General features: G+C 56.2%; 20 protein-coding genes and 4 pseudogenes. 6 read left to right on the top strand and 18 right to left on the bottom strand.

Features of this window, described 5'->3' with window-relative positions; all coding sequences use genetic code 11:
- Positions 1–78 precede the first annotated feature (78 nt).
- Together EN969_RS00930 and EN969_RS00925 are read right to left on the bottom strand one after the other, a co-directional pair.
- Positions 79–1,005, bottom strand: coding sequence for a LysR family transcriptional regulator (locus tag EN969_RS00930; protein ID WP_063169308.1), 927 nt, complete (start codon positions 1,003–1,005; stop codon positions 79–81).
- Positions 1,006–1,172: 167 nt separating this feature from the next.
- Positions 1,173–1,574, bottom strand: a complete 402-nt coding sequence (locus EN969_RS00925; RefSeq protein ID WP_063169309.1) for a hypothetical protein — start codon at positions 1,572–1,574, stop codon at positions 1,173–1,175.
- Positions 1,575–3,059: 1,485 nt separating this feature from the next.
- On the opposite strand from EN969_RS00925, the gene EN969_RS00920 reads away from it, so the two are divergent.
- Positions 3,060–3,407: a transposase gene (locus tag EN969_RS00920; RefSeq protein WP_063169310.1), complete on the top strand. Its 348-nt coding sequence runs from the start codon at positions 3,060–3,062 to the stop codon at positions 3,405–3,407.
- A 48-nt stretch (positions 3,408–3,455) separates the two neighbouring features.
- Here EN969_RS00920 and EN969_RS35745 read toward each other — a convergent pair.
- A pseudogene (locus tag EN969_RS35745) lies at positions 3,456–3,592 on the bottom strand (IS3 family transposase); the annotation flags it as partial.
- A 528-nt stretch (positions 3,593–4,120) separates the two neighbouring features.
- Here EN969_RS35745 and EN969_RS35740 point away from each other — a divergent pair.
- Positions 4,121–4,495, top strand: a complete 375-nt coding sequence (locus EN969_RS35740; RefSeq protein WP_063169311.1) for a zinc ribbon domain-containing protein — start codon at positions 4,121–4,123, stop codon at positions 4,493–4,495.
- A 55-nt stretch (positions 4,496–4,550) separates the two neighbouring features.
- Here the strand turns inward: EN969_RS35740 and EN969_RS00910 are convergent.
- The 10 genes and pseudogenes from EN969_RS00910 to EN969_RS00870 all read right to left on the bottom strand — a co-directional run.
- A pseudogene (locus EN969_RS00910) lies at positions 4,551–4,675 on the bottom strand (integrase core domain-containing protein); the annotation flags it as partial.
- 24 nt (positions 4,676–4,699) lie between these two features.
- Positions 4,700–5,602 (bottom strand): CoA ester lyase, encoded by a 903-nt coding sequence (locus EN969_RS00905; protein WP_210326668.1) that lies wholly within the window; start codon positions 5,600–5,602, stop codon positions 4,700–4,702.
- 133 nt (positions 5,603–5,735) lie between these two features.
- Positions 5,736–6,887: a CaiB/BaiF CoA-transferase family protein gene (locus EN969_RS00900; RefSeq protein WP_063169312.1), complete on the bottom strand. Its 1,152-nt coding sequence runs from the start codon at positions 6,885–6,887 to the stop codon at positions 5,736–5,738.
- Positions 6,888–6,898: 11 nt separating this feature from the next.
- Positions 6,899–8,152, bottom strand: a complete 1,254-nt coding sequence (locus EN969_RS00895) for a methylaspartate ammonia-lyase (RefSeq protein ID WP_063170371.1) — start codon at positions 8,150–8,152, stop codon at positions 6,899–6,901.
- Between the two features lie 453 nt (positions 8,153–8,605).
- A complete protein-coding gene (locus EN969_RS00890) occupies positions 8,606–9,601 on the bottom strand; it encodes a succinylglutamate desuccinylase/aspartoacylase family protein (protein WP_063169313.1) in 996 nt (331 codons plus the stop codon).
- A 319-nt stretch (positions 9,602–9,920) separates the two neighbouring features.
- The gene (locus EN969_RS35190; RefSeq protein ID WP_164548525.1) at positions 9,921–10,094 is read right to left on the bottom strand and encodes a hypothetical protein; all 174 of its coding nucleotides are present in this window, start codon (positions 10,092–10,094) and stop codon (positions 9,921–9,923) included.
- A 93-nt stretch (positions 10,095–10,187) separates the two neighbouring features.
- Positions 10,188–11,966, bottom strand: a complete 1,779-nt coding sequence (locus EN969_RS00885) for an ABC transporter permease subunit (RefSeq protein WP_063169314.1) — start codon at positions 11,964–11,966, stop codon at positions 10,188–10,190.
- Positions 11,967–11,986: 20 nt separating this feature from the next.
- Positions 11,987–13,075, bottom strand: a complete 1,089-nt coding sequence (locus EN969_RS00880) for an ABC transporter ATP-binding protein (RefSeq protein ID WP_224570037.1) — start codon at positions 13,073–13,075, stop codon at positions 11,987–11,989.
- A 190-nt stretch (positions 13,076–13,265) separates the two neighbouring features.
- Positions 13,266–14,372: an ABC transporter substrate-binding protein gene (locus EN969_RS00875; RefSeq protein ID WP_063169315.1), complete on the bottom strand. Its 1,107-nt coding sequence runs from the start codon at positions 14,370–14,372 to the stop codon at positions 13,266–13,268.
- 62 nt (positions 14,373–14,434) lie between these two features.
- Complete coding sequence (locus EN969_RS00870; RefSeq protein WP_063169316.1) at positions 14,435–15,598, bottom strand: M20 aminoacylase family protein; 1,164 nt, start codon at positions 15,596–15,598, stop codon at positions 14,435–14,437.
- A gap of 443 nt (positions 15,599–16,041) precedes the next feature.
- Between EN969_RS00870 and EN969_RS35185 the strand changes: the two genes are divergently transcribed.
- Both EN969_RS35185 and EN969_RS00865 read left to right on the top strand, forming a co-directional pair.
- Positions 16,042–16,212: a hypothetical protein gene (locus EN969_RS35185; protein WP_164548526.1), complete on the top strand. Its 171-nt coding sequence runs from the start codon at positions 16,042–16,044 to the stop codon at positions 16,210–16,212.
- Between the two features lie 85 nt (positions 16,213–16,297).
- A pseudogene (locus tag EN969_RS00865) lies at positions 16,298–16,929 on the top strand (IS5 family transposase).
- A 2-nt stretch (positions 16,930–16,931) separates the two neighbouring features.
- On the opposite strand, the gene EN969_RS00860 reads toward EN969_RS00865, so the two are convergent.
- Complete coding sequence (locus tag EN969_RS00860) at positions 16,932–18,107, bottom strand: Xaa-Pro peptidase family protein (RefSeq protein ID WP_063169317.1); 1,176 nt, start codon at positions 18,105–18,107, stop codon at positions 16,932–16,934.
- A 258-nt stretch (positions 18,108–18,365) separates the two neighbouring features.
- On the opposite strand from EN969_RS00860, the gene EN969_RS35180 reads away from it, so the two are divergent.
- Positions 18,366–18,521, top strand: coding sequence for a hypothetical protein (locus tag EN969_RS35180; protein ID WP_164548527.1), 156 nt, complete (start codon positions 18,366–18,368; stop codon positions 18,519–18,521).
- Between the two features lie 155 nt (positions 18,522–18,676).
- A pseudogene (locus EN969_RS00850) lies at positions 18,677–20,133 on the top strand (MFS transporter).
- An 830-nt stretch (positions 20,134–20,963) separates the two neighbouring features.
- Here the strand turns inward: EN969_RS00850 and EN969_RS00845 are convergent.
- The 4 genes from EN969_RS00845 to EN969_RS00830 all read right to left on the bottom strand — a co-directional run.
- A complete protein-coding gene (locus tag EN969_RS00845) occupies positions 20,964–23,303 on the bottom strand; it encodes a penicillin acylase family protein (RefSeq protein WP_063170375.1) in 2,340 nt (779 codons plus the stop codon).
- 352 nt (positions 23,304–23,655) lie between these two features.
- On the bottom strand, positions 23,656–24,399 hold the full coding sequence (locus EN969_RS00840) for an amino acid ABC transporter ATP-binding protein (RefSeq protein ID WP_135921822.1): 744 nt from the start codon (positions 24,397–24,399) through the stop codon (positions 23,656–23,658).
- Positions 24,400–24,493: 94 nt separating this feature from the next.
- Complete coding sequence (locus tag EN969_RS00835; RefSeq protein WP_063170377.1) at positions 24,494–25,468, bottom strand: amino acid ABC transporter permease; 975 nt, start codon at positions 25,466–25,468, stop codon at positions 24,494–24,496.
- 60 nt (positions 25,469–25,528) lie between these two features.
- Positions 25,529–25,754: transporter substrate-binding domain-containing protein (locus tag EN969_RS00830; RefSeq protein ID WP_127418966.1), on the bottom strand; the 226-nt coding region annotated here is incomplete at its 5' end.

The following is a 25,754-nucleotide window of genomic DNA, read 5'->3' as shown; positions in this document are numbered from 1 at the left end:
GCCTAAATCCATCTGGAATCCAGATCGATCTGTTCCGACAGGAAGGAAGTCATGCCGTTGTTTACAGATCGATGGTTCTCAGGTCGCGTCAGGAGCCGATGCTACCCAGCCCCGGCTCTCAATCAATTCTCTGGCGACCTTCGGAATGAGCTTGCGGACCGCAGAAACGGCCGCAGAACGCTCATCTTTGGGATTTACAGCAAGCACCACGGAGCGGGTAATTACCGGATCGACTATCTTGACCGTCCGGACCAGCCCTTGAGAGGCTTCTTTCTGAACGGCAGACGGGGCGAGAATAGAATGCGCTTTTCCCTCTACGACCATGTTGATGATCGTTGAGAGCGAGTCCACTTCAAACTTGACGTCCATCGCGCAACCGTGTTGTGCGACGACATCAGCCACCGAACGCCTGACATTGTTGTTGCGCATGGGAACCGCCAGGGGGAATGCATGCAGGTCGGCCAGAGATATCGCATCTTCAAACGGTGGCTCGCCGGACGGAACCACCAGACAAAGGTCTTCGCGCGCTAGCACAGTCATTCGCCCCACACTGTCCGCAGTGCGGTACAGAACCGCCAGATTGAAGCGTCCAGCCGCCATCCATTCCTCTAGCGGTCCCGTCATACCCTCGACCATCTTGAGGGACACCTTGGGCAGTTCGTGTCTTACCGTCTCAAGCAGCGGACCGCTCAGGACGCGAGCAGCTCCAGACGGAATGCCAATAGTCACCTCCCCGGCGGGGGAAGCGGCTGTGTTGGTCAATTCCACCTCGGTAATTCGAATTTCTTTGAGAATCGCCCGCGCCCGCTCCAGGAGTTTGGCTCCTGACGCCGTCACGCTCACGCCGGTCCTGTCGCGTATCAGCAGCTGAGTGCCGAAGCCTTCCTCCAATTGGCGCACATGCAGACTCAGCGCACTCTGGGCGACATTCAGAAAGCCAGCGGCCTTCGTGAAACTGCCTGCTTCGACCACGCCAACAAAGTATCTTAACTGCCTGATTTCCACGGGTACTCTTCCGAGGGCGGACTGCAATGATGTAATCTATCTCGAAATGTGATGGCGCGACAGCAATAATTGCAGAGCGACATGACGCCTAACTGTCGTGTCATCTCAGTGTGGTTTGACCAAAACCGTAACCTATGTGTCCAGAATGGACCCAACCCGCCGAGGCTTCAACCGGCCAACTCGGCGCCCTGATCCATGGAGATGATTTCTCGGACCCTTCGAATAACCGGTAGATCGACCATCTTCCCGTCCAATGTGAACGCGCCTTTGCCTTGCGCCGTCGCATCTTTTTCGCCGCGAGGACACGACGGGTCCCTCGAGTTCTTGTGCGCTTGGTGAAAAGCCCCATCGATGTTTAAATGGATCGCCTGCGGCCCCACGAAGTTATCATTGTCTAAGAATCGCCGATGCTTCCTATCGAGCCGAGACTGCCGCATGGGGAACAGAACGGAAAGGTTCGGCGTCAAAAGCAGGTCGAGTTCTGGGGCACCGCCAACAGCTGCACTGAAGTCTTCAGTACCAAGCGCCATTGCAACCAGCGGCGCTAACAAGATGGGAAAGGAGGTCATTGCTATTGCCGCTGGCGGACTTCGGCCGGCCACCCCATTTCCTCTTCCGAGAGGTGAATTGTCCAACCAACCCTGCTGACTAATGACGAGCATGATCGTATCGTCAACGTGTCACAGAATTGCTTGCAAGCTCACGGCCTCAGCTGGGCCAACGAACATTGAACTCCGTGGACGAAGCCTGGACCCGTCGTCATCCAAGTCAATCCGCGCCTCGATGAGGGGACAGATCCTCAATTGGTTCAGCTGGCTTGCAGTATTGCACCTAGCAGTCACGGCGAGGACTGGGATTTGCGAAGAAGGCATTCTCGCAGTGCGGCCGTACGGTACCTCATTCCTGGCACACTGGATTAGATCGCTGGCGACATTAAGATCAGGTGTGACCGAGGTGAAATTTTATGTCGAAAACCTGAAGGCAGGGCGTCAGGCAGGGCGATTACAGAGATCCTATCGGACATGTCATCGCAGTTTCATCCACCATTGCTCGACCGAGGCGACACTCATCGTCCCATCAACCTAATCCATTGGTCGATCACGCCGTTCACGACCCTTGGCGAAGAAGGAATCAGCAGCCCCTAGGCTCAATTGGAAAGCGGGGCGGGGTCCATACGTATCTTCGTTTCCGGGCACCTCATGCTAATGAAGCCGCGACAACAGGTTGGTTATGCACCCAGGTGCTGGCCAATCCGGCTTGACTGGAAAGTTTCATACCCAGGCCTGGCACAGGCGAGCGTGATGCCGCTCTCGCTATGTTGGACCGCAGACGCCGCGACGGCGCATCGACTGGCGCTGGCGAAGCCTAGGACGCGCCAGTCAAGGACCTGCAAAGAGCAAGATCACGCCGCGCGTTGCCTTCAACGCCCATTTGAGCAGAAAGCAACAAGCCTCGCGTATAGCGATCGATGACCGCACGAAGCGCCATCCGGGCTATGATCTCAGTCAGCACTGCCCTAAGGGGTCAGAGGAGGGTTCGGTCAGTCAAGACCTCAGACGGCATGGCCAAGGTCAAGCTGCGAGGATGTGCCACCGCGGGCGCGGCATAACTTGGCGGGCTACAATTTGGTTCGCTTGCCCAGGCTGCTGGCAGCGCCGGTAGTCGGCCGCGCCGGACTGGCACCTACGTCTGGTCCATGAACGGTTGCTTTAGCAAAACCGAAGTCCTCGCCAAAACTCTTCGCCGACGTGCGACGACCGCGCCGGTGCTCGTTCCGGGGTCGGCAAGACGAAGACAGGCCTACTCTGGATTTATGCCCGCGATGACTGATTAGGGAGGGAGCGGACCGCCGGGCGTCTTATGTCTATGCGCCGGACCGAAAAGGCCCAGCGTGCGATCGCTCATCTCGCAGGCTCTCTACCGGAACTTGCAGGTCGACGGCTATAGCGGGCCATCGCTTGCTGGCCGACGAAAAGCGGCTTCACGCTCGCCTTCTGCCATGCCGCGCCCGATCGAGGCGCTAAGAAGGATCCGCGAACTCTAAAAGATCGAGGATGACATCCGTAGCCGAGGCCAACGAGGCCTTGCTGCACGCAGGCAAAAAGTGCTCAACCATCACGGCACTGGACCCAGGGCGGCTAGAGAAGCTCGGCCAAATCAGTCAGAAGACCAAGCTCACAGCGGCGATCCCCTACACGCTCTCGCGCTGGGAAGCGCCTCTCGCGCATCCTGGACGAGGCCATATCAAGATCGACAGCAACGTGGTCGAACGCTCAATCATACGCAACTCTTTTTGCAGCTCCGGCGGTGGCGCTGAGCACTGGTCAGTCATCGTGTCGCTGGGTGATCGCCGGGATTGGCCGGATAGCCTGAAGCTAAGGCCGTCGAGCCAGACCCTCTGACCTGCCACTGAACTTTCAACCAGTGGCGATTAGCCTCGGCCGTTTCTGTTATGGCGCGGTTTGAGCAACGGGCGGAGGCGCGAAGCCTTCATTGAGTGCAGCGTCGGAGCCGGTTGCGGCGAGGGTTCCGGCGAAGACCGCCGGGGTCAAATAGCGAGCGAGGAATGCGGCCTCACGGTGTTGAACAACACCAGGAAAGAACACCCACAGGACCGAGGAACGCAAGTTTCTTTATCCGTGGCATCCTTGGGCCGGGCGTTGTGTTCACGTTCATGAGGTGATCGAGAACGCCGACCGGGAGGTTTTCCGCTGCAGTCTCTCCCGCCACGCCTCCGATCGGTGGCTGGAAGTTCCGGCCTGGATGTTTGATCGCGGTCTGCACCGCGTGGCGCATTGCCCTGCCCCACATATCGATCCCAGAACGCTTGGCGTCTTGGTGACACTGCTGCAGGACCCGACGGCCAATTCCCACACCCCATCGCAATTGGAGGATTCGGGCGCAGCATCGGGTCCTCACGAAGCGAACCGGGGAGAGGTCCATACCGCGCCAGCCTACGACATATCAGTTCGATCTTCTCCAACCCGCACGACGCGCAGACCGCGCAGATGCCGCCATTCGCTCGCGCAGCCGCCGTAAGGCGCGAGATGCTGGCGCTGATTCCGGGTGCACACGAAGGCTACGTCGGCTGGGAAAGGCGGAAGCGATCCGCAAGATGGTGAGCGACCACGTGCCCACGAGCCGGCATCACGGGGCGCCCAAGCATGGCGACGCTCTGCTCGCCGACCTTGTCCGCTGCCGGCGCTGCGGCCGCGAGCTGACGGTCCGCTACACGGGAACCAAGCACAACATTCCGCGCTATTCCTGCTGGCGTGGTCTGCTTGACAATGGCGAGCCGCGTTGCATCGCCTTCGGTGGACTCGCGTCGATCGAAGGCGTTCATCCTCTGCCGGACGGTCCATGGGTCTTCAGCCGATCAACGCTTGACGAACCGGCGGCTCAGCGCATCGTTCATCGCGCGCGGCAAAACCCAAAATACCCCATGGGATCGCATCCAGATCAGCAAAACCTATTCACTCAAATGACATAGACAGATGAGTGTTATGAACAGGATTTAGGTCCTGCCTCCATTCGGCAGTGGCACTGCGGGCGTGGTCGAGGCCGAAGAACAGGCCATCGTTCAACAGCTCGTCTCGCATTCGGCCGTTGAGGGAATCGCGTAGCCATTTTGCATCGGCTTGCCCGGCGCGGTGTAGTGCCATTCGCTCCTGTTCAGCCGCTGATAACAGGCCAGTCAGTTGTTGCCCACAAGAATCAGGATCTCGTGGGCGCGCCGCACCACTGGCGGATCTATCATTTTGCCATTCAACGAGAATGCGGACAGTCCACGCGTGGCGGCATCATTTGCCGCCGCGACAACTTTATGGGCCCACTCGAGCTCCTGGGCGCTTGGCGAGAAAGCCTCATTGAATATGGCCACCTGTGTCGGATGGATCGCCAAAGCTCCGGCAAAGCCAAGCCGCCGCGCCCGCACCGCGGCCTCACGAAGTTTATGCGTGTCCGAGAACTCGCCGATGCTTCCTATGAAGCCCAGCGGGAGCAAGCCGGCCGCGCGGGCGGCAAACAGAACAGAAAGGTTCGGCGTCAAAAGAAGGTCGAATCCTGGGGCGCCGCCAACAGCGGCGCTGAAGTCTTCAGGGCCAAGCGCCATTGCGACCATCCTTGGATGCGCCGACGCAATGGCCGCAAGCCTTTGCAAGGCGCCCGGGGTCTCAATCTGGGCAAGGAACCGGATGCCTCCCTGCGGAAGATTTCTTTCACGTTCTAGTTCCGAAACCGCATTCGCGATCTCTATAACCCACTCTGCCGAATCCGTCTTCGGAAGAACCAGTGCGTCAACACCCGCCATCACGGCTGCATCGAGATCGGCCGCCAAGGCGCGCAGACCATGATTCACGCGGACCAAAACAGATGCGCCTTTCCGGCCCACCTCTGCCACGCATTCAGGAAGCTGCTGCCGTGACTCTCCTTTCCGATCCTGGGGCACGGAATCCTCCAGGTCGAGAATGACGCCATCTGCGCCCCGCTCATGGGCCGTCTCTACAAAGCGCGGAACGTGAACAGGAACGAAGAGCAGGGATCTCCAGCGCGGTACAGACATCGCGCCTTCAACGGCCGCAAAGGTGTCCTTGATCATGGAGACGCCTTTGCGGCCGATTTTAGCGCGGGCGCTGCCAGTGAGCTTTCTAGGCGGCCGGTGCGCTGAAATGATCCGAGGTACACAGGCATTTTGTAAACCGCGAGCAGTCTCACCTTACTGAAACGCGCGCTCACGCTGACGCGGCTCTTTCGCGCAAAAGCGCCCGCACCTCCTCGCGGACAGCCTCGGTATGAGAGCCAAGAGCCGGGACTGGGCGAAGCGAGGGGAGCTCCGAGTTGAAAATCGCCGCCGGCGCTATCGTCTCGACGGCTCCATCGGGTGTTCCAACCTGCACCCTGCGAATGTGTGGATGCTTTGAAACATCCACCACTTCGTTCAGTCGGCCATATGCCAGGCCGGCCGCCTCGAGCTCCTGCATCGCATCGTGGCAGGATAGTTCAAAAAACCGCTGTTCAATGATCTCATCAAGTTGCGCACGATGAGCGAGGCGCTCCATATTGTCAGCAAAACCAGGTGCGCGTGTGAGCCCGGACTGCTTCAGGAATTTCTCGCAGAAATTCACCCATTCGCGGTCATTCTGAACCGAAAAGATGACCTCTTTGCCGTCGGCACAGCGATAGGCACCATACGGCGCGAGCGACGGGTGTTTCACGCCTGCGCGTACCGTCTGGTAGCCGCTGTAATCATTTTGCAAAACCGGCACGTTCATCCAGTCGGCGACGGCATCAAACAGTGACACCTGGATGCTGGTCCCTTCGCCGGTGACCTCGCGGTGGTACAGTGCCTGAAGAATGGCGCTGTGCGCTGTCATGCCCGCCGAGATATCGCAAACCGAGACCCCTACACGCGCAGGCCCCTGTTGGTTGCCGGTGATAGCGCATAGACCTGTTTCGGCCTGGACGATCAGATCGTAGGCCTTCAAATGGGAATACGGCCCTGACTCCCCGAAACCAGAAATGTCGCAGGTGATCAGCCGCGGATATCGTCGACGCAGATCAGCGGACGCGAACCCCAGTTTTTCTATGCTGCCCGGCTTTAGATTCTGGATGAAGACATCAGCACTGGCAATGAGCGTGTCGAGGACGGCGCGATCCGCCTCCAACCTCAGGTCTAGACAGACCGACTCCTTACCCCGGTTGAGCCAGACGAAGTACGCGCTCTGCCCCCGCACCAGCTTGTCGTAGTTTCGGGCAAAGTCCCCTTCGGGCCTTTCGACCTTGATCACCCGGGCGCCTGCGTCAGCAAGGCGAGACGATGCGTAGGGAGCTGCAACGGCCTGTTCGACCGCCACAACCGTGATGTCCTTGAGACTGTTTAGCATCAGGGCGCTTCCTACGCGGCTTTCAGGTTTTGTGCCCGACGCCGATCAAGCATGGCGAGCAACCGATTTTGTTCGTTGCCTACAATGGAAAGACCTTCGTCGATGCCCATGCCAGGCTTCGCGAGCATCATGTCCGCCTGTGTTGCCACCGAAATGTGAACCGTCGCTCGCGCGGAGAGATCCGTCTCGCTGCAGCTGCCTCCCACATAGGCGTCCACGTTGTTCTCTTTGCACAGAAGCACCGCACGGGCGCTGTCGGCGATCGAGCCCACGTCCGGCGTCTTGATCTGCACGAGATGGGTCGCCTTAGCCTCCGCAAACAGACGCACATCCTCTAAGGTGTTGCAGCGTTCATCGACAACGATGCGCGCACGTGACGCGCGCGCATTCAGAATGCCGACGATCTGCCCGTAATTTTCGACCTGCGCCGGCGTAGACCCGAAGTCGGCTGGCGATTCGATATTCACCGTGAACTCCGGAACCGCGTCAGCAACCTTACTGATGAAGTCGGCGATGCGCTGGACGTCGAGCCCGATCTCCATACCGATCCAGCCGTACACATCGAAATGCAGCACCGGAGAATAGTCTGGTTGGCCGATTTGCTTGACGCGGTGCGCCACCCATTTGACGAAATCCAGAAAGGTTTCTCCCCCAACGCCGAATTTGCTACGCGAGTTGATGAGGCCATGCGGGATCACATCCACCCCCTTCAGGATCATTTTATCGACATTGATTTCGCGCGCATCACCGCTCTGGCAATAAATTGGGACACGACGATGCGGCATGGATAGGCAAAATTCCGAACAAACCACCTCCGCCATGGTACGACGCGCAGCATGGGCAGCAGCGCTTAAAAGGGCTTGGCTGACCCCATATTCGATGCATAGTGGGAGTCGTTTCCCAGTATGGAGATCGAAGACACTGGAGCAGGCTGTCAAAAAGCTGGACGCATCAATGTTTAAGAGCCGCGGGACAACAACACGTGACGTGAGATCCATGATGGCTCCGACGTCAAACAGGGGGTCACGCCCGCCAGCCCCTGAGTATTGCACTCCCATCATATCGCCCCAGGCGACCATATCGTCTTCCAGGACAAGCCCGACGCTTAAGCAAGCTGCCGGAACACGGATATCACGGAAGCCGGGCGTCAATGGCTCGCCGACGTAAACAAAACCGTCCTGGCCAACCCCTGCCCTAATGGCAGCTTGATCGTCATAAAAGAAGGCGCCGTTGCCGGGCGTGAGAATGACGTCTTTGATCTGCACTGAATTATACTCGAGTTTGGCCAAGCTATGAGCTGCGGCCGGATTTGCGCGCTCTGTCCTAAGTTATGCCCCGTTCGGAATCGGTTTTGCCAATATAAAGCCCCGAACGTGCCCATCTCGTTTTAAGATACGATAAAGTTGTTTTACGGGCGTCAGCGGGGACGGCACCGTCCGCCTCCCCTCTTGGTCGCGGTGCGCCGGATCGTCGCCCCTGCTTCCATAACAGAAGCTAGGCGATCAATCCGTCCGGCCAGCTCCCATCTCGGACCGCCACTTTCAACCATGGTTAGTATAAACCAAGCGATCAAGGATCAAGCAATCTTTTTGGCATGATTTTGGAAGACAGGATCAGCCGCTGATCGATCCGAGGAGCTGGCCTATAAGCTCCAGTCGAGGCCAGTGCCTTCATACCGGAGTTACTACAGCTGGCCAAGGCGCGGCTAATCTGTACCTCTAGTTATGCAGCGGCCGCGCAAGGATGGCTACCCCTTCATTGCGGTCGACATGCGCGCCCGATCCTATGGCTAGGACGATTGATGGCCCAGGCGCTCGGATGTCAATGGACGGAGCGGAAACAGAATCCATAGAGTGTAGGATACCTATAAGATCTCCCGACCTCACTTCATCCAACACAGAGCAGCGAGGTTCGAAGATACCCTGCGCGGGCGATTTCAACTCGTCTGATATCAGCGTCTCAAGGGTCTGACTGGACCTTTTGTTACGGAAAGACACGTCCTCGACTTTTCCTTCGACGAGTCCAAGCATAACGAGCGCGTTGCGAACTCCAGCTTCATAAATCGCTAGAGCTTCTGCGCTAACCGTACCACCGCCGAATTCCGCGCAAACGAATACCTTCCCTAGGCTATGTGCCCAACTGTCGAACATCCCAGCCGTGTCGTCATGTTGCCAGAGCAATGTTACGGGCAGCTTAAATGCCGCTGCCATTGCGAGCGTCTTAGCCATGAGATCCGCATCAGCAATTGGATGCGTGATGACCGCCGGGGGAAAATCCCACGTTGGGCCGAAGCTGTGCAGATCGAAAACGATGTCGGCATTTGGCAACAATACGCGTGAAACCGCATCCGCGATTCGTTCCGTAACAGACCCGTCGGCACGGCCCGGAAACACGCGGTTCAGATTCAAACCATCAAGCGGAGTATTGCGGCTCCATGCTTGAACTGCCAATGGATTAAGCACTGGCAGCACGATGATCCTACCACTGGTTTGCGCTTGTGGCAGCCACTCGATAAGCCGCCGCGCGACTAATGGCCCCTCCATTTCATTGCCATGATTCCCACCGGTGATAAGAAGGCGCGGTCCATCGCCCTTATTAAGACTAAAAACCGGAAGCGAGAACTCTTCATGGTCGGCGCCTCCCGGCACAACGAGGTGTCCTCTGCTCACGCCATGCGCATCGAGATCAAACGTAAGATGTGGTGCTTCGTTCATTGCTTAACCTATTGCGGGTGATCTGGCGACTTTGACCGGGCATATGGTCTTGTACACGGCTATTTTTTTCGCCTGGAACTATGCACACGCGGTCACCACTTCGCCAATATAATGTCCGAGACGGCACCATCGCGTTTTCAGATGACCAGGGCTCGCTCTGCTGACCTGTCCCTTGGTTCGTCACCTTGATCCCGGTGCACTAAGGGAGGAGGAAGGTCAAAGTCGCGGTGGGTAGCCGATTTCAGAAATCGCGCGATCAGCCGGTTGACGTTGGCTAGCTGTTCGTTGTTCAGACGGGCGAAGGATCTGTGCGATCCGGTCAGCGCCGTTGACCTCGAATTCCATCCTGGCGCGCAGCAAGAGGATCGGCAGGTCTGAGCTTGCTGGCGAGCAAGGCCGGCCGATCCCAGACATAGTCCGAATCCTTGATCCGCATGTGCCAGATGATAATTGCAAGAGCTTTACTGGTTTCCGTTTTGGACCAGGTGGCCATTTTATCCGCCCGTTGAAGCCCCGAACAGATGCTTGTCGCCAGTCCGTAGGAATAGGTCGGACGCATCATCAGGAAGTGGATCTGCCACGCCAGTTAGGCAGCGGCTTCCTGTAATGTTCGCTGCATGCTCGGTCGAGAACGCCACCAGACGGCATAGAGGACAAGCATCCAGATTAAAGGCAGAAGCATCAAAAGAGAAGCGACTGCAGCAATCGTCGGGTCGATTTGGTGGCGGATATTCTCCAGCATCTTCAAGGGCAACGTCCGCACCGACAGACCGCCGACCAAAGACGTTATGACCGCTTCATCGAATGACTGGAGGAATGCGAACATGGCGCCGCCGATCACTCCCGGCCTGATTAACGGCAGTGTTACGCGAAAAAACGTTTGCAGTGGTCCGGCACGCATACTCTTGGCCGCCTGCTCTAACGTCCGATCGAAGTTGGCCAACGTCGCAGAAACGATCACCACCACAATTCCAACAGCGCCGATACTGTGAGCGAGGGCGATACCACCCTTTGTGCCGATTAGACCAATCTGGATGAGACCCAGATAAGTCGCGATACCGACCACGATAACTGGAAAGGTGATAGGCGTGATTATGATCATTGTCAGCACGCCGCGAAGTCTTGCGCTTATTCGGCTCAATCCGAAAGCAGCAAGTGTTCCCAATAGAGTAGAAATAACAGCTACCTCGACACCAATCTCGACGCTGGTCCAAGCTGCTCCGCTCCAAGATGCATCGCCGAAAAACGAGCGATACCATTGAAGCGACAGGCCCGAAGGCGGAAATTGCAAAAATGCCCCGGAACTGAACGACATGATGACAACGATTATCCCTGGGAATAAAAGAAAGGCCATCACCAAAACGATAAAAACGATCGCGACGACTTTAGGCCATCGCCTTTCCGCCCCAGGCACGTAGCGCCGTCCCGTCCACCGTTTGACACGATAGGGACGCAGAATTTCGCTGAAGTTTCGTTTGATAACAAGAACAATGGGTAGTCGGGACATCGAGCCCTTCGGAGCTCGAGTTTGGCTTTGCTCTTGTTTGCCGGAGAGGTCAAGCCCGACCATGGAAAGCACCACAATGGCAAACCCGAGAAGGATGAAGGACGCAGCGGCAATGCGCGGAATATCGAACGAGCTATTCACCTCGGCCGCAATGAAGGTTGAAAGCATGGCATCGCGCAATCCCCCAAGTGCCGCCGGCGTGATATAGAATCCTAGGCAGAACACAAAAACTAGGAGCGAGCCACTCCGTGCGCCTGGAATGCTAAGGGGGAGAAATACACGCCTGAAAGCGGTGAAAGGTCCCGCTCCCATACTGCGTGCAGCAGCCATCAAGGACCGATCGATCCCCATCATCGCACTAACCAAGGGAAGTATCATCATCGGCAGCATGATGTGGACCATGCCAATATAGACCGCGGTTCGGTTATAGATGAGTTGCAGAGGTCGATCGATCAATCCGACGTCCAGCAAGATGTTGTTGATGACCCCGCGATCCCCAAGAATAACAATCCATGCGTAGGTACGCGCCAGCCCACTGGTCAAATAGGGGATGATCACGAGAGCGATGAGCGTCATGCGCAGAGTCTTGGATGCCGTGACGATCAGATACGCGGTTGGATAGCCTACGATTAAGCAGATGGCAGTTGCGACCAGACTTATTTCTATCGTTTGAAAGAGCACCCGCACATTAGCTGGCTGGGCGAAAAACGCTCCGTAGTATTGGAACGAGAAATCGGGGGCATTGACACTGCTTAGGAAAAGCAAGGTTATAGGGGCACCGAAAACCACAAGCAAAAGCGCGAACGCGGGCGCGGTTAACCCAAGTGGCACCTTGGCCATTCTGCGCAAAAGCTTCATGGATATCCCTTATCAATCGCTTATGGCGAAACGAAGCGAATGTCTGACCGCAGCCACGTGAGGCAAACCTCCTCGCCTGGCTGGAAAACAGGTTGGTCTGCCGCGACATGTTCCCGGACGATGAGAACATTGTTGCCAACGCGAACATGGTATTTTCGCAGAGGGCCGGCAAAAATCATATCGTCGACCGCACCGGCAACATATTGCCGCTGGTCCGTTTGAGCCCACTCCGCAGTCTTCGGAAGTACACTGATGCGCTCTGGCCTTATCATCGCAACGGTGCCGATTTGCGGCGCGTTGCCCCCTCTGGCCAGCAACAAGGCATCCTCGAGAATGTTCGCCTCACCCAGAAATTTAGCGACAAAGCACGATGATGGCCGATCATAGAGGGCCTCTGGTGTATCGATTTGCTCGACACGTCCTGCGCGCATTACAACAATCCGGTCTGACAGAGTAAGCGCCTCCTCCTGGTCATGCGTAACGCACACCGTCGTGATACCGAACTCCTTGTGCAAGCTCTTCATCTCGATCTGCATCTGCTCACGCAGGTTACGGTCGAGTGCGCCAAGCGGTTCATCAAGTAATAGGAAGGGTGGATCGGCAATCAGCGCGCGGGCTAGCGCCACGCGCTGCTGCTGACCGCCACTCAATTGGGATGGCATGCGACCGCCGAATTCCCCTAGATGCACGCGCTCAAGCATACGGGCTACCCGAACCTTCCTCTGATCGGGAGCCATGCCCCGCATTTCGAGAGGGAATTCCAGGTTTCGAGCCACTGTGAGATGCGGGAACAGCGCATAGCTCTGGAACACAATTCCTTGATCGCGCCGGTAGGACGGGACCGAAGCCACTGAATGGCCGGCGATCATAATATCACCCGAACTCGGGGCCTCAAAGCCGGCCAAGAGCATCAGGGTAGTGGTCTTACCCGAGCCGCTCGGGCCGAGAATCGTCAAGAACTCGCCGCGACGCACGGTCAGCGACAGATCCCTGACCGCCGGAACACTCCCGTACATCTTGGTAACACTGCTGAACTGAATTTGTGGCACCGATTGGTTCACATCTGCAGCGTCAACTTCCGAACGGGGGGCGGTATTCATTGCGTGCATGTTCACTGTGGCTCCTCCACCATCGCTGGCGTGCATTAGCAGGCATTTGCCGTACCTTCTGCCGTCGTACCCGATGCCGTGAGCGGAGAGGCTAGTGGGCTACCCCGCTCCCCGTCACATTTTCAGCATCAGTTTCGACTTTAGCCCGGTATGGAGTTACCCCGACCGGACTTTCGCACTTCAACCAACCCTACTGCAGGATCCACTCATTCCACCGCTGGATAAGCATCTCAGTGTTGGAAACACCGCTGGGGCCTACCTCATTGTACCATTTGCCGTTGATGGAAACGCTGCTCTTGATGTAATCTGGGTGGGTAGGGAGCTTGCGCGCAACTTTCTCGGGAAGAAGTTTGAACGCATTGCCGTTGCTTGGTCCCTCAGGAAACAATTGGCAAAATGCTGCCTGACGTTCCGCGCGAGTGGCGAATTCGATAAACTTCTGCGCAGCCTTCGCGTTGGGTGAACCCTTTGGAATGACCCAATAATCCCACTGCAGCTTCGCCTGGTTTCGATTGATCTCCGTCGCGGCGCCCTGATCGATCAACAGTAGAGCTCTTCCGTCATACGATTGAGCGATGTCAACGACCTTATCATGCAACATCTGTTGAATCTCTGATCCGCTGCTCCACCACTTACGGATGTGCGGCTTTATTTTGTCCAAACTGGCAAACACCCGGTCGATATCCATCGGGTAGAGCTTATCGGGAGATACACCGTCCGCTAACAGGGCCTCTTCCCAGGGTCCTTCTGAACCAAACTGGCCGGACACCAAGGTGCGAACGCCGGGAAACTTATCAGCATCCCAGAATTCAGCCCAGTTTGTCGGCCGGGGTTTATCAGCTGGGAATACGTCTGTGCTATATACCATATTATATGAGTAAATCAAATTTGCCACGCCAAACGGTTGCTTGGCAAATTCATAAATTCCGTCTAGCTCTTCTTTCCTGAACAAGGAGTAATCAATTTCTTCAAGAATTCCTTTCTTAGCTGCGACCAAGCCGGACCCTTGCGTAAGCGCCCCGACATCTACCGTGACATTGCCCGATTTTACCATCAACTCGACCTGTCCCATACCCATGTCGTCGGTGATTGGGTTGACCTTGATACCGGTCTCAGCTTCAAATGGCTTAGCGTAAGCCTCAATGTTAGCCTTTCCCCAATCGCCGCCGCCTAGCACTACGTTGATCTGGTTGGGTGTTTGGGCCGCAACGCGGCCCGCAATTGAAGACAGAGCGCCAGCCGCCATGGCGGTCGATGTCGCCTGCAGCAATCGTCGGCGATTTATTTCGTATTTCATGTCGTTACCCTCTTCTTGTGATCTCAGCCTTGATTAGCCAAGGTTGTTTTGCTTGGACAATGTCATGGTGCTAGAGCAGCCTCGGCCAAGTTGACCCAGTATCCAATGCCGTATGGCAGTGCTTCATCGTTAAAGTCGTAGGTTGGATTATGGAGAGCAGCAGTCGATCCATTTCCAAGCAGTATACATGCCCCCGGCCGCGCCTCTAGCATGTACGCGAAGTCCTCTGACCCCAAACTAGGTTTGACTTTGGGGTTCACCGATGAATGGCCGACCAGAGCACGCGCCACCTCTGTTGCCCGACGCGTTTGATCGGGATGATTGACAGTGAGGGGCTCCAGGCGGCGATGCTGAAACTCGACCTTCGCCCCGGAAGCGCGTGCAATATTTTCCGCGCACGCCTCAATCTGTTTTTCAGCGAAGTCGCGCAAAATCGGTGACAGTGTCCTGACTGTTCCGGCAATCTCCGCGCGTTCGGGAATGATGTTGTAAGCTTGTCCGGCGTTCAGCTTTGTGACGGAGATCACCAGGGACTCGGTGGGGTCCGTGTTGCGTGAGACTAGTGTCTGCAAGCCTAAAATGATCTGAGCTGCAACAACGACGGGGTCAATTGTCAGATGGGGAGCGGCCGCGTGACCCCCTCTGCCTTTGACCACAATATCGAACTCGTCGAGCGCGGCAAAAATCGAACCTTCGCAAATGCCGAACGCACCAACCTCCATGCCTGGCCAATTGTGCATGCCAAAGACCTGAGATATCCCGAAACGGTCCATGATCCCCTCCTGGACCATTCTTTGGCCGCCGCGGCCATCTTCCTCGGCAGGTTGGAAGATCAGGGCAACGGACCCTTTGAAGTTCCGGGTCGCGGCGAGGTATTTCGCGGCGCCAAGGAGCATTGCAGTATGCCCGTCGTGACCACACGCGTGCATCTGTCCGGACCTTTTCGACGTCCAAGGTTTGCCTGAAGCTTCGAGTATAGGCAGAGCGTCCATGTCGGCCCGCAACCCGATAGTGGGCCCATCTCCGAGTTGACCTTGGATCAACGCAACCACGCCGGTTTCAGCTATCCTGCACTCGATGTGGTTAATCCCGAAGGAAGCCAGCTTTTCCGCCACAAATGCCGCTGTGTCATTCACCCGATAGTCAAGCTCCGGATTCTCGTGCAGGTACCGGCGCCAAGTCATCGCTTCGATCTCGATCTCCTTGAACCTGTCAACGCCAACCATAGGCACGTTCCCGCATTTGAGTAATTTGGATCAGGCGCCGGTGCGTAATTAATGATCGATGCCACCGGTGTTTTCGTCAAATGCAGTTTGGATATCGTAACCATCTAGAACCGAGATAGCCCCGCGTTCAGGCCTCGGTGTTGGCGCCGGCGACTGCGACCCGATAACAAGCCGTTTGCCCTCAAATGGATAAGCTTCGGCCTTAGAGGACCAGCTGCGAAGTGCTGGCAATCATAAACTCTGGCTCTGCTGGCAACGGCCAATGGCAAAGGTCTGAGTAGGAAGAGCTGTCACCATCGCGACACTCCTCCCCCTCCCACGACCTACTTTCCAGGACTGCATGCGCTTTGCCACTCAATCCGCAAACCGCAGACCCTAGGCGGCGTGGACAAATTCGATGTTAGCAGGGTCGCTTTCCTGCGATCGGGTTGTTAGCATTGGGAATGACACTGGAAGAAGAGAGCGAACGAGCTACGTCGATGCTGATTGGCAAGGTTGTTCGCCGTGTCATGCGCCACCGCGATGGAGAGGTGGTGATCGAGTTTGAGGATGGCAGCCGATTTTTCGCGGATAGCGACAGCCCTCTCGAACTGTCCATCACCTTGGCGGAATAGTATATCCGCCTTACGGAATTTCGGACGTCGATGCGATTGACGTAGCCCAAGAGGATTGATTCAAGGCTGCTTTTTGGAGGCAGGTTTGAGCAGGGGCGATCTCACCGAAGCAGAATGGCGTGTTCTCAAGGGCTTGCTGCCCATCGACCCTGACAAACGCGGCCGAGGTAGACCTCCCAAGCAGAATCGTTCGATCATCAACGGCATTCTCTGGCGGCTCCGCTGCGGCGCTCCATGGCGGGATGTCCCGCCCAAATACGGCAGTTGGAACACCATCTATCGTCGGTTCCGACGCTGGAGCGAGGCCGGGGTCTGGGAGACCGTGGCGGTAATGCTCGCCGAGGTCATGGCGGACAGCGGCCACTACAGCATCGACAGCACCACAGTTCGCGCCCATGTCTCGGCAGCGGGCGGAAAAGGGGGACTCGTGCACCGGACGCCTTCCTTGCGGACAAGGGCTACGATGCCGATACCATTCGCGCCGATCTCGCCGAGCGGAAGATTAAACCCGTCATACCCGGCCGATCAAACCGCCGCGTGAAGATCGAGTATGACCGGGCGCTCTACAAGCAGCGGAACCGAATCGAGCGCATGTTCGGCCACCTCAAAATCAACCGGGCCATTGCCACCCGCTACGATCAATTGGCCAATAGCTTCCTCGGAATGGTCTACCTAGCCACCGCCAGATACTGGCTCAAATTTGTCCACGCCGCCTAGCATCACGCCCGATAAAGTGTTGGCGGGATTTCGCTCAGGAGTTCCGCGCCGCGCTCTGTCACGAGCACGTGTGCGCCGGCACCAAATAGGTAGCCACTTTCGCTGCACAAAATGTTTGGCATGTGCAGGGTCATGCCAGCTCGGAGTGGTTCATTTACATCGGGCTCCAGGCTTAGGTCGCCGCGCTCAGTCCAATTGATGCCAGTTTGGTATCCTGTTCGTTGGCGGAAGACGCCCTTGCGTCCAGATCGCTTCAACACCTCGCCCCCAGCAGCGTGAACGTCCGCCGGCGTAGCACCTGGTCGAATCGAGGAGACAAGGGCCGCAATGACCTCTTCAGCCAAGCCGTGCAAAGATTCGGTTTCGGGATGTTTGCCAAGGACTGCGCATCGAACCATTCCCACTGTATACCCGTGTTTCGAAGCCCCTATCTCCAGAAAGGCAGGTTCGTTGTTGCTGAGAGGATGATGGGTCGCTGGCGCATGGGGCAACTTCACTCGCTCTCCAAACAAAATGGTACCCGGCGCAAGCCCGATATCCCCAGCGGCGTTGCTGGGGTCGTTTGTTACCGCCGCAGCTAGGGCCGCTGCCATTTCGATCTCCGTAATGCCGGGACGAAGCGATTGCTGAAAGGTTCGAATTGCCACGTCAGTGAGTCGAACAGCATCGCGCATACACGCCAACTCAAGTTCTCCTTTCACTGCTGACACTGACGAGACCAGTCGGGTGACGTCAGTAATCTTCAGATCCGGGAGCTGGTCTTGGACTGCGCGCACGTCGGCGGGCGCGAGATTCCAGCAGCCAAGCTCGAAACCGACTCGCTTATTGTCCAGTCCGAGTCGACGCAATACATCGGCGCAGACCCTGCCAAAATCAGGCTGATGTGTATAGGTTTCAATTTCCTCGATGCAGCTATATGAACGTACTGCCTGCTCGTCATATTCTCGGACAACAAATATCGGGACCCGACCCGGCATCAGAATAAGAGGGAAAGGCGCGAAATATCCACCGCTCCCATCGTAGCCGCTGAGATACTTCAAGTGGCCGTGCGCCGTTACTACGATTGCGTCCAAGCCTGCCGTAGCAACCGCATCCAGCACATTGTTTTGCCGGCGCTCATACTCTGATATCGGAAACGGTACACCAGTCAGAGGAATTGCGGAGCGTGTCGTCGCCATATCTCACCTCAATCAGTGTGTCGTGGTTTGGTTGCGCAAAACGCGCGATCGCGTCCATGTTCGAAATTGAACAAAAGCTTCGCCGGCTCATGCGGGGTGACAATCCCCTTTCCTGGCGGCTAGCGTCAAATGCTGTTTTTATATCGGCTGCATCTCGCAGCGAGATGCGCATAGTGCCTTCATCGGCCGCTCAATGCAGGCAACGCTGGTCTCCGACAGCTTTGTTCTCGCCAGAGGATCGCCGACAAAGGCGCCGAGTTGCTCGGCAAGCTCGTCAGCCTCGGCCAGAAGAACCATGCTGACGACCTTGAGCTTGGCAGCGAGTCGGCGCGCCTTCGCATTCTTGCCGGCGAAGCCGCCGACGCCGGGGGAACTGTGCCGGCGCCACGCAACAGCATGTTTGCACTGATGTAAGGCCGCTGCGACACCAGCGACGGCTCTCCGCCGCCACCTCCGCATCTCGCTACCAGATGACACTAATACAAAGACTGCATTTGGCGCATCCGACGTGTAAGAGGATCGTGTCGCGCGAAGTGGTTAAGCTTGGCGGAACCGAATCGGTCGGAGCAATGAGCAAAGCGGCGGGCGCAGATGCGGATGTAGTTTCGCCGAAGACGTTTGCGCCGCTCAGGAATACGACATTTCGCTCAATCTGGTTTAGCCTCTCAAGTCTCTTCCCTTGGCTGGCTGATGCAGACCGTTGCTATCAGCTGGCTAATGGCAACGGTTCCGACCTCCGATCTGATGGTTGCGCTCGAGCAGGCTTCGTCTAACCTGCCCGCTTTCATTTTGTCCATTTTCGCTAGGGGTTCTCGCCGACAACTTCAGCCGTCGAAGAGTCATGTTCGCCGGCCGATGCCTAATGGTAATAGCATCCGCGATGCTACGGCTTCAGTGGTGCTGGGCTTTATCGCCCCGTGGATGATCTTCGGCTTCAGCTTCTTGATCGCAAGTGGTGCCGCGCTCAACGATACCGCCTGGCAGGCTTCTGTTGGCGATATTGTGGACCGACGCGAAGTTCCCGCTGCCGTCACCCTCCTCTCCATTGGCTTCAACACTGCACGGACCGTGGGACCGGCGCTCGCGGCATCATGATTGCGTCGTTCGGACTTATGACGGCTTTCGCTATGTTTACACTCACCTATATGATCCCTTTGGTCACCATATGGCGATGCAAATGGAAGGTTCGCTCCTCACTTCTCCCACGTGAGTCAATGAGGACGGCCATCTATGACAGGCTGCGCTTCACAGCGATGTCATCGGAAATCAAGACGGCGATCGCCCGCGGAACCTTCTTTGGCCTGTCGGGCATCGCCATACTCGCACTGCTGCCATTGGTTGTCCGCGATCAGCTGGGCGAAGGACCGCTCGCCTATGGCACCATCATCGCCGGCTTCGGCACAGGCGCCGTCATGGCTGGCGTCGCCAACAGCCTATTAAGACGGAGCTTGTCAGAAGAGCAACTAATGACGCTGGCATGCGTCGCCTGTGCGGCGTGCTCCCTTTTTCTGGCACTGCCTCTTCCATTGCGAGCGGCGTCCTGTTTCCCCTTCGCGAGGGTCGCGAGGCCGAGCCCGACCCTTTGGAGGAATTCGACGCGCCGGCAGTCGCCCTCAGTCTCAAGCCGAGAAGCGGCCCCATCGTGGTCAAAGTCGAGTACCTCATACTCGTGGAAAATCTAGAAGAATTCCTCGCCATGCGCGGGTGCCGGCATGTACAGAGTCGCGTTGGTGCTCGGCACTGGACTCTCCAGCGCAACCTTCAGGAGCCTGTGCTATGGACGGAGACATTCCGTACGCCGACCTGGACCGACTACCTTCGCCTGAATCATCGCCTTACCGAGGCCGACAAGGAACTGGACGAGAGAATCATCCTCCTCCACAAAGGAAAGCATTCTCCACGAATAACATTGTCAATCGAGCGCCCCACGAGTGCTCCACGCAAGCCTGAGTCATCAACGCCTTTTTTCCCCCGCCATTCAACGAAACGGCCAGCGTGCCACCGCAGGCTGAATGAAGATACATAAGAAGGCACGTCAACTGCTAACCACATCGGGCGGGCAACAAGCATCGCCGCCTTCGGGTATATGACAGACAGAATGTAGCGGACTTGAAAAATGAAAGGCGCTCACCCACCGCCAACATTTCTCGGCTGGTTCCCGGCATTCAAGGTCCTGCGGCTATACGCGAAGGCGGCAAGCCGCGTTGAAGTCGTCGATATTCAGTCGCATCGAAGGACAATGACGTGTTGCCCTGATGCCACTCTCTGCGAGGTTAGCTTGTTTCTCGGATGAGGAGACAGACAATGGTCTGCCCCCTGAAAGGTCCTCCCTGAGGTATGTGTCCATTCTTGAACTCGGCTCGACAATGATAGCGAACCCTGTTGACCGTCGCACTGTCAGTCTCGAATCAAGTGCTCTCCTACAGCAGATGCGATTATCGCCAATGCGTACTGGTAGCGCCCGAAGCGCGCGTTATCGGCAGCCGCCGAGGGCCGTGATGCGGCCGCGATCGAGCCTTGTAGTAACAGACGCGCTCTCCGGTGGTCGGGCCAGCACCTTACCCCTCTTCCCTATGGCCCCAAGGCAGAGCAATTGCCAATGCGGGACATCCCGCTTCTAAGTCTCCTGCAACATTATTGGAGGCCGCGACGGCCCTGCTCGTGACGATCAGGGGTGGTCGCCGCACACCAGCGGGATCATTGCCCCACAAGCGCATCCAGATTCCGGCCGGGCGTTCCGCTGTCAATATCAAAGTCGGCCGGCGGGCGCTAAAGTGTCGATCCTCACCTTGCCGCCAGGTGAGTTCGACCGATATGTTCCTGCTACAATGGTAAGCGGCCTATACTGTCGCATCCTCAACAGTCAGCGGGAGACAGGACGACCCTATGTTCGAGCTCCCTCCGTATGGACTCCTCTGAATATAACAAGGGCTTGTATTCGCCCCGTTGCCAATCGTGATTGAGGTCACGATAATGACTTGAGATCGGAACACCCGACTGACCTGGATTGTTAATAAAGAGACTGTCATCCCATGACCCAACGTCCATGATTATCCGCACTGACGGTCCTTCTGAAACAGAGAATTGGCCGCTTCGGTAACTCGAAAAATTGAGCGTTGAGCTACTTCCGCCGAGGGCTATGGCGCCCAACGACCATTGTTCAGACGTCAGTGCCTGCAGAGGGTGGCGCAAATCAAGCTTATGTATACTGCCCCATGCCCATGAGGCAGAATCGTCGCCAAATCGACATATGCATTCACTCCAGGCAGAAGTTAGGGATTCCATTATGGAATGCTTCAACTTTTCACTAGGCTCTGCCTGTTCGAGCCAAGAGGCTATGGCCGAAGGCTGTAAAGGCACGAGCAGTGCCAACACTTCATCGTCAGCGCTTTCTAAGCGAGCTACTGTCGGGCCAAGGTGTTTGCTAAGCCAAATCTCAAAGAACGCGGCGGCTGGCGAACTCGCATCCAAATGCCGGTCCCAGTTAGAAAATAAGTGCAACGCAGGCATGTTTGCAACCGAACCGAGAAGAGTGTCTAGTTTCGCAAGAATACGAACTGCTATCGGCGAATACACCGAACATTGCAGCGACATGCAGTCCCGCAACGAGATCTTCTCTGATCGTGAGAGAGTTGTATGAAGGGTATCATGTCTGCTGCTGTCAGACCACTCGTAGCCAAAAGCAGGATGCGATCTACTCCATTCCTCCGGAACATTCATTGCGTTGGCAGTGGCGACAAAACCTTTGGCGGGGTTCATCTCGAACGGCCCATCGTCCGGTGACAAATACCCTTCCCATTCGAACCGACCGTCTCCTGGAACCGGAAGCAGGCCGTCCCAATTTCTTCGGACCGGAGCCGCACCTGACGGTTTCCACGCAATTACATTCGACGTGTCCGCATAGATGTGATTAACTGAAGGACAACCCCAGTTTGCTAGACTGGAGGTGTATTCTGAAAATGTCTTAGAGCGCATTACGGCCAAGCTGGCCATGTAAGGTGCCATGCCGGGATCCATCCATACGGTTCTCAGTGCGAAGGCGCGGTCTTTTTCAGCATTTTGGTTTAAAATGGGTCCATGGCGTGTGAACTGAAGCTTTACCTCCTGGTCGGTGTGGGCGCGAACTGGAATTTTCTCGTGTATAGTCTTCACCTGCTCCCAGGCCCCTTTATATAAGTATTTATTTCCCTCACTCTTGGTTTCGTAAACATAAATATCTTCTTGGTCAGCGCCGAAAATAGTCAGACCAAAGGCGGCTGTCCCGTTGTGACCCATGGAGATTCCTGGGATCATAGGCTCTCCAGCGCCAATTACATCGAGCCCGGGCATACTCAGGTGTACAAGATACCTGATGGACGGAAGGACGTGCTTGCGATGCGGGTCTAGAGCAAGGATTGGTCGCTCCGTTGTGGTTTTTGTTGCGGATATGGCCCAGTTGTTTGAGCCCTCTTGGAACACCGTCTGCATGATCTCATCACTCGGTGTTACGCGGGTCCAACGGTCAGCTTCCTGAAGACTTGCTGCAAGTCTTTCCCTCGAGAATGAGACGGGACAGATTGCCAAGCGAAAATCCTGCAGTACTCGATCTGTCATAAAGGCGAGGTCAAGGCCCTCCGCTGGTCGTGGCGCTATCGGAGGTGACAATTCTTGTCTCAACCTGTCGAGGCGGGTACCTCGTTCCACACCTGCCAATGCCATCACCCTGCAGCGCAGAAGCTCCGAAATCGCATTTCGGGTTAGTGAGTGCGTTCGCACGCGAACGACGTCTTCGGGTTTCCAATAGTCGGGAGTGTGACCGAGGAGGCCAAACTCGGGTGGCAAGGCAATCAAACCGTCATGGCAACTGTCTACGTAGGAATTGATCCCCTCGGCAAACGCTGAGCATATCTCTTCGGAATCCGGGCCGTACGCCTGCCATTCTGCACTCATGGCTCCGCGAAATAAAAAGAGACGCGCCGCCCGATCCTGCTCCAAATATCCGGGGCCAAAGTCTCGTGACAGGAGACCGAGACCTCGTTTGCGCGCAATATCAATTTGCCAGAGGCGGTCTCGAGCTGCATTCCAACCCTGCGCGAAAAATAGGTCGTGCAAGTTCTGAGCCTTGATATGAGGAACCCCCCATTTATCAATGTCGATCGTGACCTCACTCTTAAGCTTGTCGGAGCTGTGGCGGTCGAAGGTTATGTTCTTTAACATGTGTTGATCCGTTTGGTTCACCCAAAGATGGTCGGGAATCTGCCAGAGGACGACGTCTGCAGATTGTGGTCGGTTGCGGGCAGAGGGTTGAGGCCGCACTCTTGCAACCTGATCATGTGTGGCGAGCCAATCCTCAGCGCGCCTGGACGCGAACTGGCACGGTGGGCTGCGCACAAGCTCAGCGGGATCCTACTCTCGCGCTTCCGGGAACGAGGCGCTTGCCGAGAACGCTCTGATGTATGTCAGCCAATACGTACGAATACAATATCCGCACATGTTGTCTCGCTGGCCTGAGGCAACGCATTCGATACACAGTAACTCGGTCGAACGGCCTCGTTGAAGGATGGCTCCCTCAATGCGACAAGATCTGGCTGAGAAACAATTTCGTTCTTTCGTGCTGCGGGTTTCTGAAGAAGTCGTGCGGTGTACCCTCTTCGACGATCTCACCTCGATCCATGAAGATTACTCGATCGGCCACGGCGCGCGCAAAGCCCATCTCGTGGGTGACGCATACCATGGTCATGCCGTCGCGTGCGAGTCCGGTCACAGTCTCGAGCACTTCAGCGACCATCTCTGGATCGAGCGAGGAGGTCGGCTCATCGAAGAGCATGACTGCAGGCTCCATACAGAGGGACCGGGCAATTGCGACGCGCTGCTGCTGTCCCCCGGAGAGCTGAGCCGGATATTTGTTCGCCTGTTCGGGAATGCGCACGCGCTCTAGGAATTTAAGCGCGATCTTTCTAGCCTCACCCTCTGGAACGCCCTTTATCCACATCGGCGCCGCCATACAGTTCATCAGCACGGTCATGTGCGGGAAAAGATTAAAGTGCTGAAAAACCATGCCGACGCTTTTGCGAACTTCAGCTACGTTGCGCATTTTGTTATGTAACCTAATCCCAGTGACGGTAATCTCGCCATCCTGGTGCGCTTCGAGCCGATTGACGCAACGGATCAGCGTCGACTTTCCCGAGCCTGAGGGCCCACAGATGACGATACGTTCGCCCTTGCGGACGGTTAGGTTGATGTCAGTTAGTGCTCTGAAGGCACCATACCATTTGGATACATTCTTAGCTTCGATGACTTCGTCGCTCAATATTGCATCTCTCTTGTTCATTGGCGCATCTGTAAGTGCCTTGAAAATGGCCGAACCAACTTAGACGTCTTTTTTAGCTTGACCAATGAATTCACGATCATCGCTTCTTACTTCTGGCAAAATGGTCCTCGATCCGGGATTGGACCAGTTCCAGGCAGGCGGATAAAATCCAATAAATCATTGCCGCTGTTACTAGCATCTCCATAGTATGGAAGGTTGGCTGGCCGAGTGAGTGAGCTAGATACGTCAGCTCCCAAACGCCAAGAACCGAAACGAGAGAGCTGTCTTTGAGCATTGAGATGAACGTGTTTCCCATCGGGGGAATGATAACCGGAAGCGCTTGCGGCAGAATGATTCTGCGCATTGTGAGCGCAAAGCCGAAACCTAATGACCGGGATGCCTCCCACTGGCCGCGATCGATGCTGGCTATGCCCGAACGGAAGATCTCCGTCATGTAGGCACCACTGCATAGCGAAAGCGCCAACACGCCTGCAGGCACGGCATTAATAACGTAACCTACCTGGGGCAAGCCCATGTAGATCAGATAAACCTGCATGAGAAGCGGCAGACCCCGGAAGCATGAAGTGTAGAAGCTGACTATCGCGTAAGCCATGCCGTTGCTTGACAGTTTCGCAATCGCGCCGATTATTGCGATAGCCGACGCAAATAGCAGTGACATCGCTGATACGTAAACTGTAGTAACTACCCCCTGCGTAATTAGAAATGGCAGGTTTGCCCAAATAAATGGCATGCTTAAGTCAAATGCCGCGAAGAGCGAAAGGAACAGTAGCACCAACTCAAACCATACGATCCCGATTTGGATTTTGAGCGGGACAAAACCAATCAGCACGAGGTTGAGGCAGAACATTGCGGCAATTACAAAAGCGATCGCAATGCGACTGTAAAACTTCACTTGTGCGTGATCGCCAATCACGGGCCGTAGGAGTTCGCCCATCGTGGTGCCCGCTACGTTGAAGATAAGAAAAACCGCGAGCACAATTGCAAATATGCAGCCGATAAACCATGGCTTGTGGACGAGCACCTCAGATTCAACTGTATCGTGGTAAAGCATAAGCATTTTCTTCCTAAGAAGAGGCGCCCCCGGGAAGGGGACGCCCACGATTGTGTCATGTTATTTATCGACGCTGAAATCCCCCCCGAACCACTTGACCGAGAGTTTAGCAAGAGTGCCGTCATCCTTCATCTTCTTGACCGCGGCAGCGACCTTGTCGATAAACTCCTTATCGCCACGCTCGATTGTGACAGCGCCCGGGGCGTAGAATAAGGGATCGCCAATAACCTTCAATGGATAGCCAGATTTGATTGCCGCAGCCGCCGTCGTTCCTTCAGTAATGACG

The organism is Mesorhizobium sp. M7A.F.Ca.CA.003.01.2.1 (genome assembly GCF_003998945.1).
Lineage (GTDB): Bacteria > Pseudomonadota > Alphaproteobacteria > Rhizobiales > Rhizobiaceae > Mesorhizobium > Mesorhizobium ciceri.
Note: the sequence above shows the minus strand (reverse complement) of the source record. Positions and strands in the feature narration are given on the sequence as shown.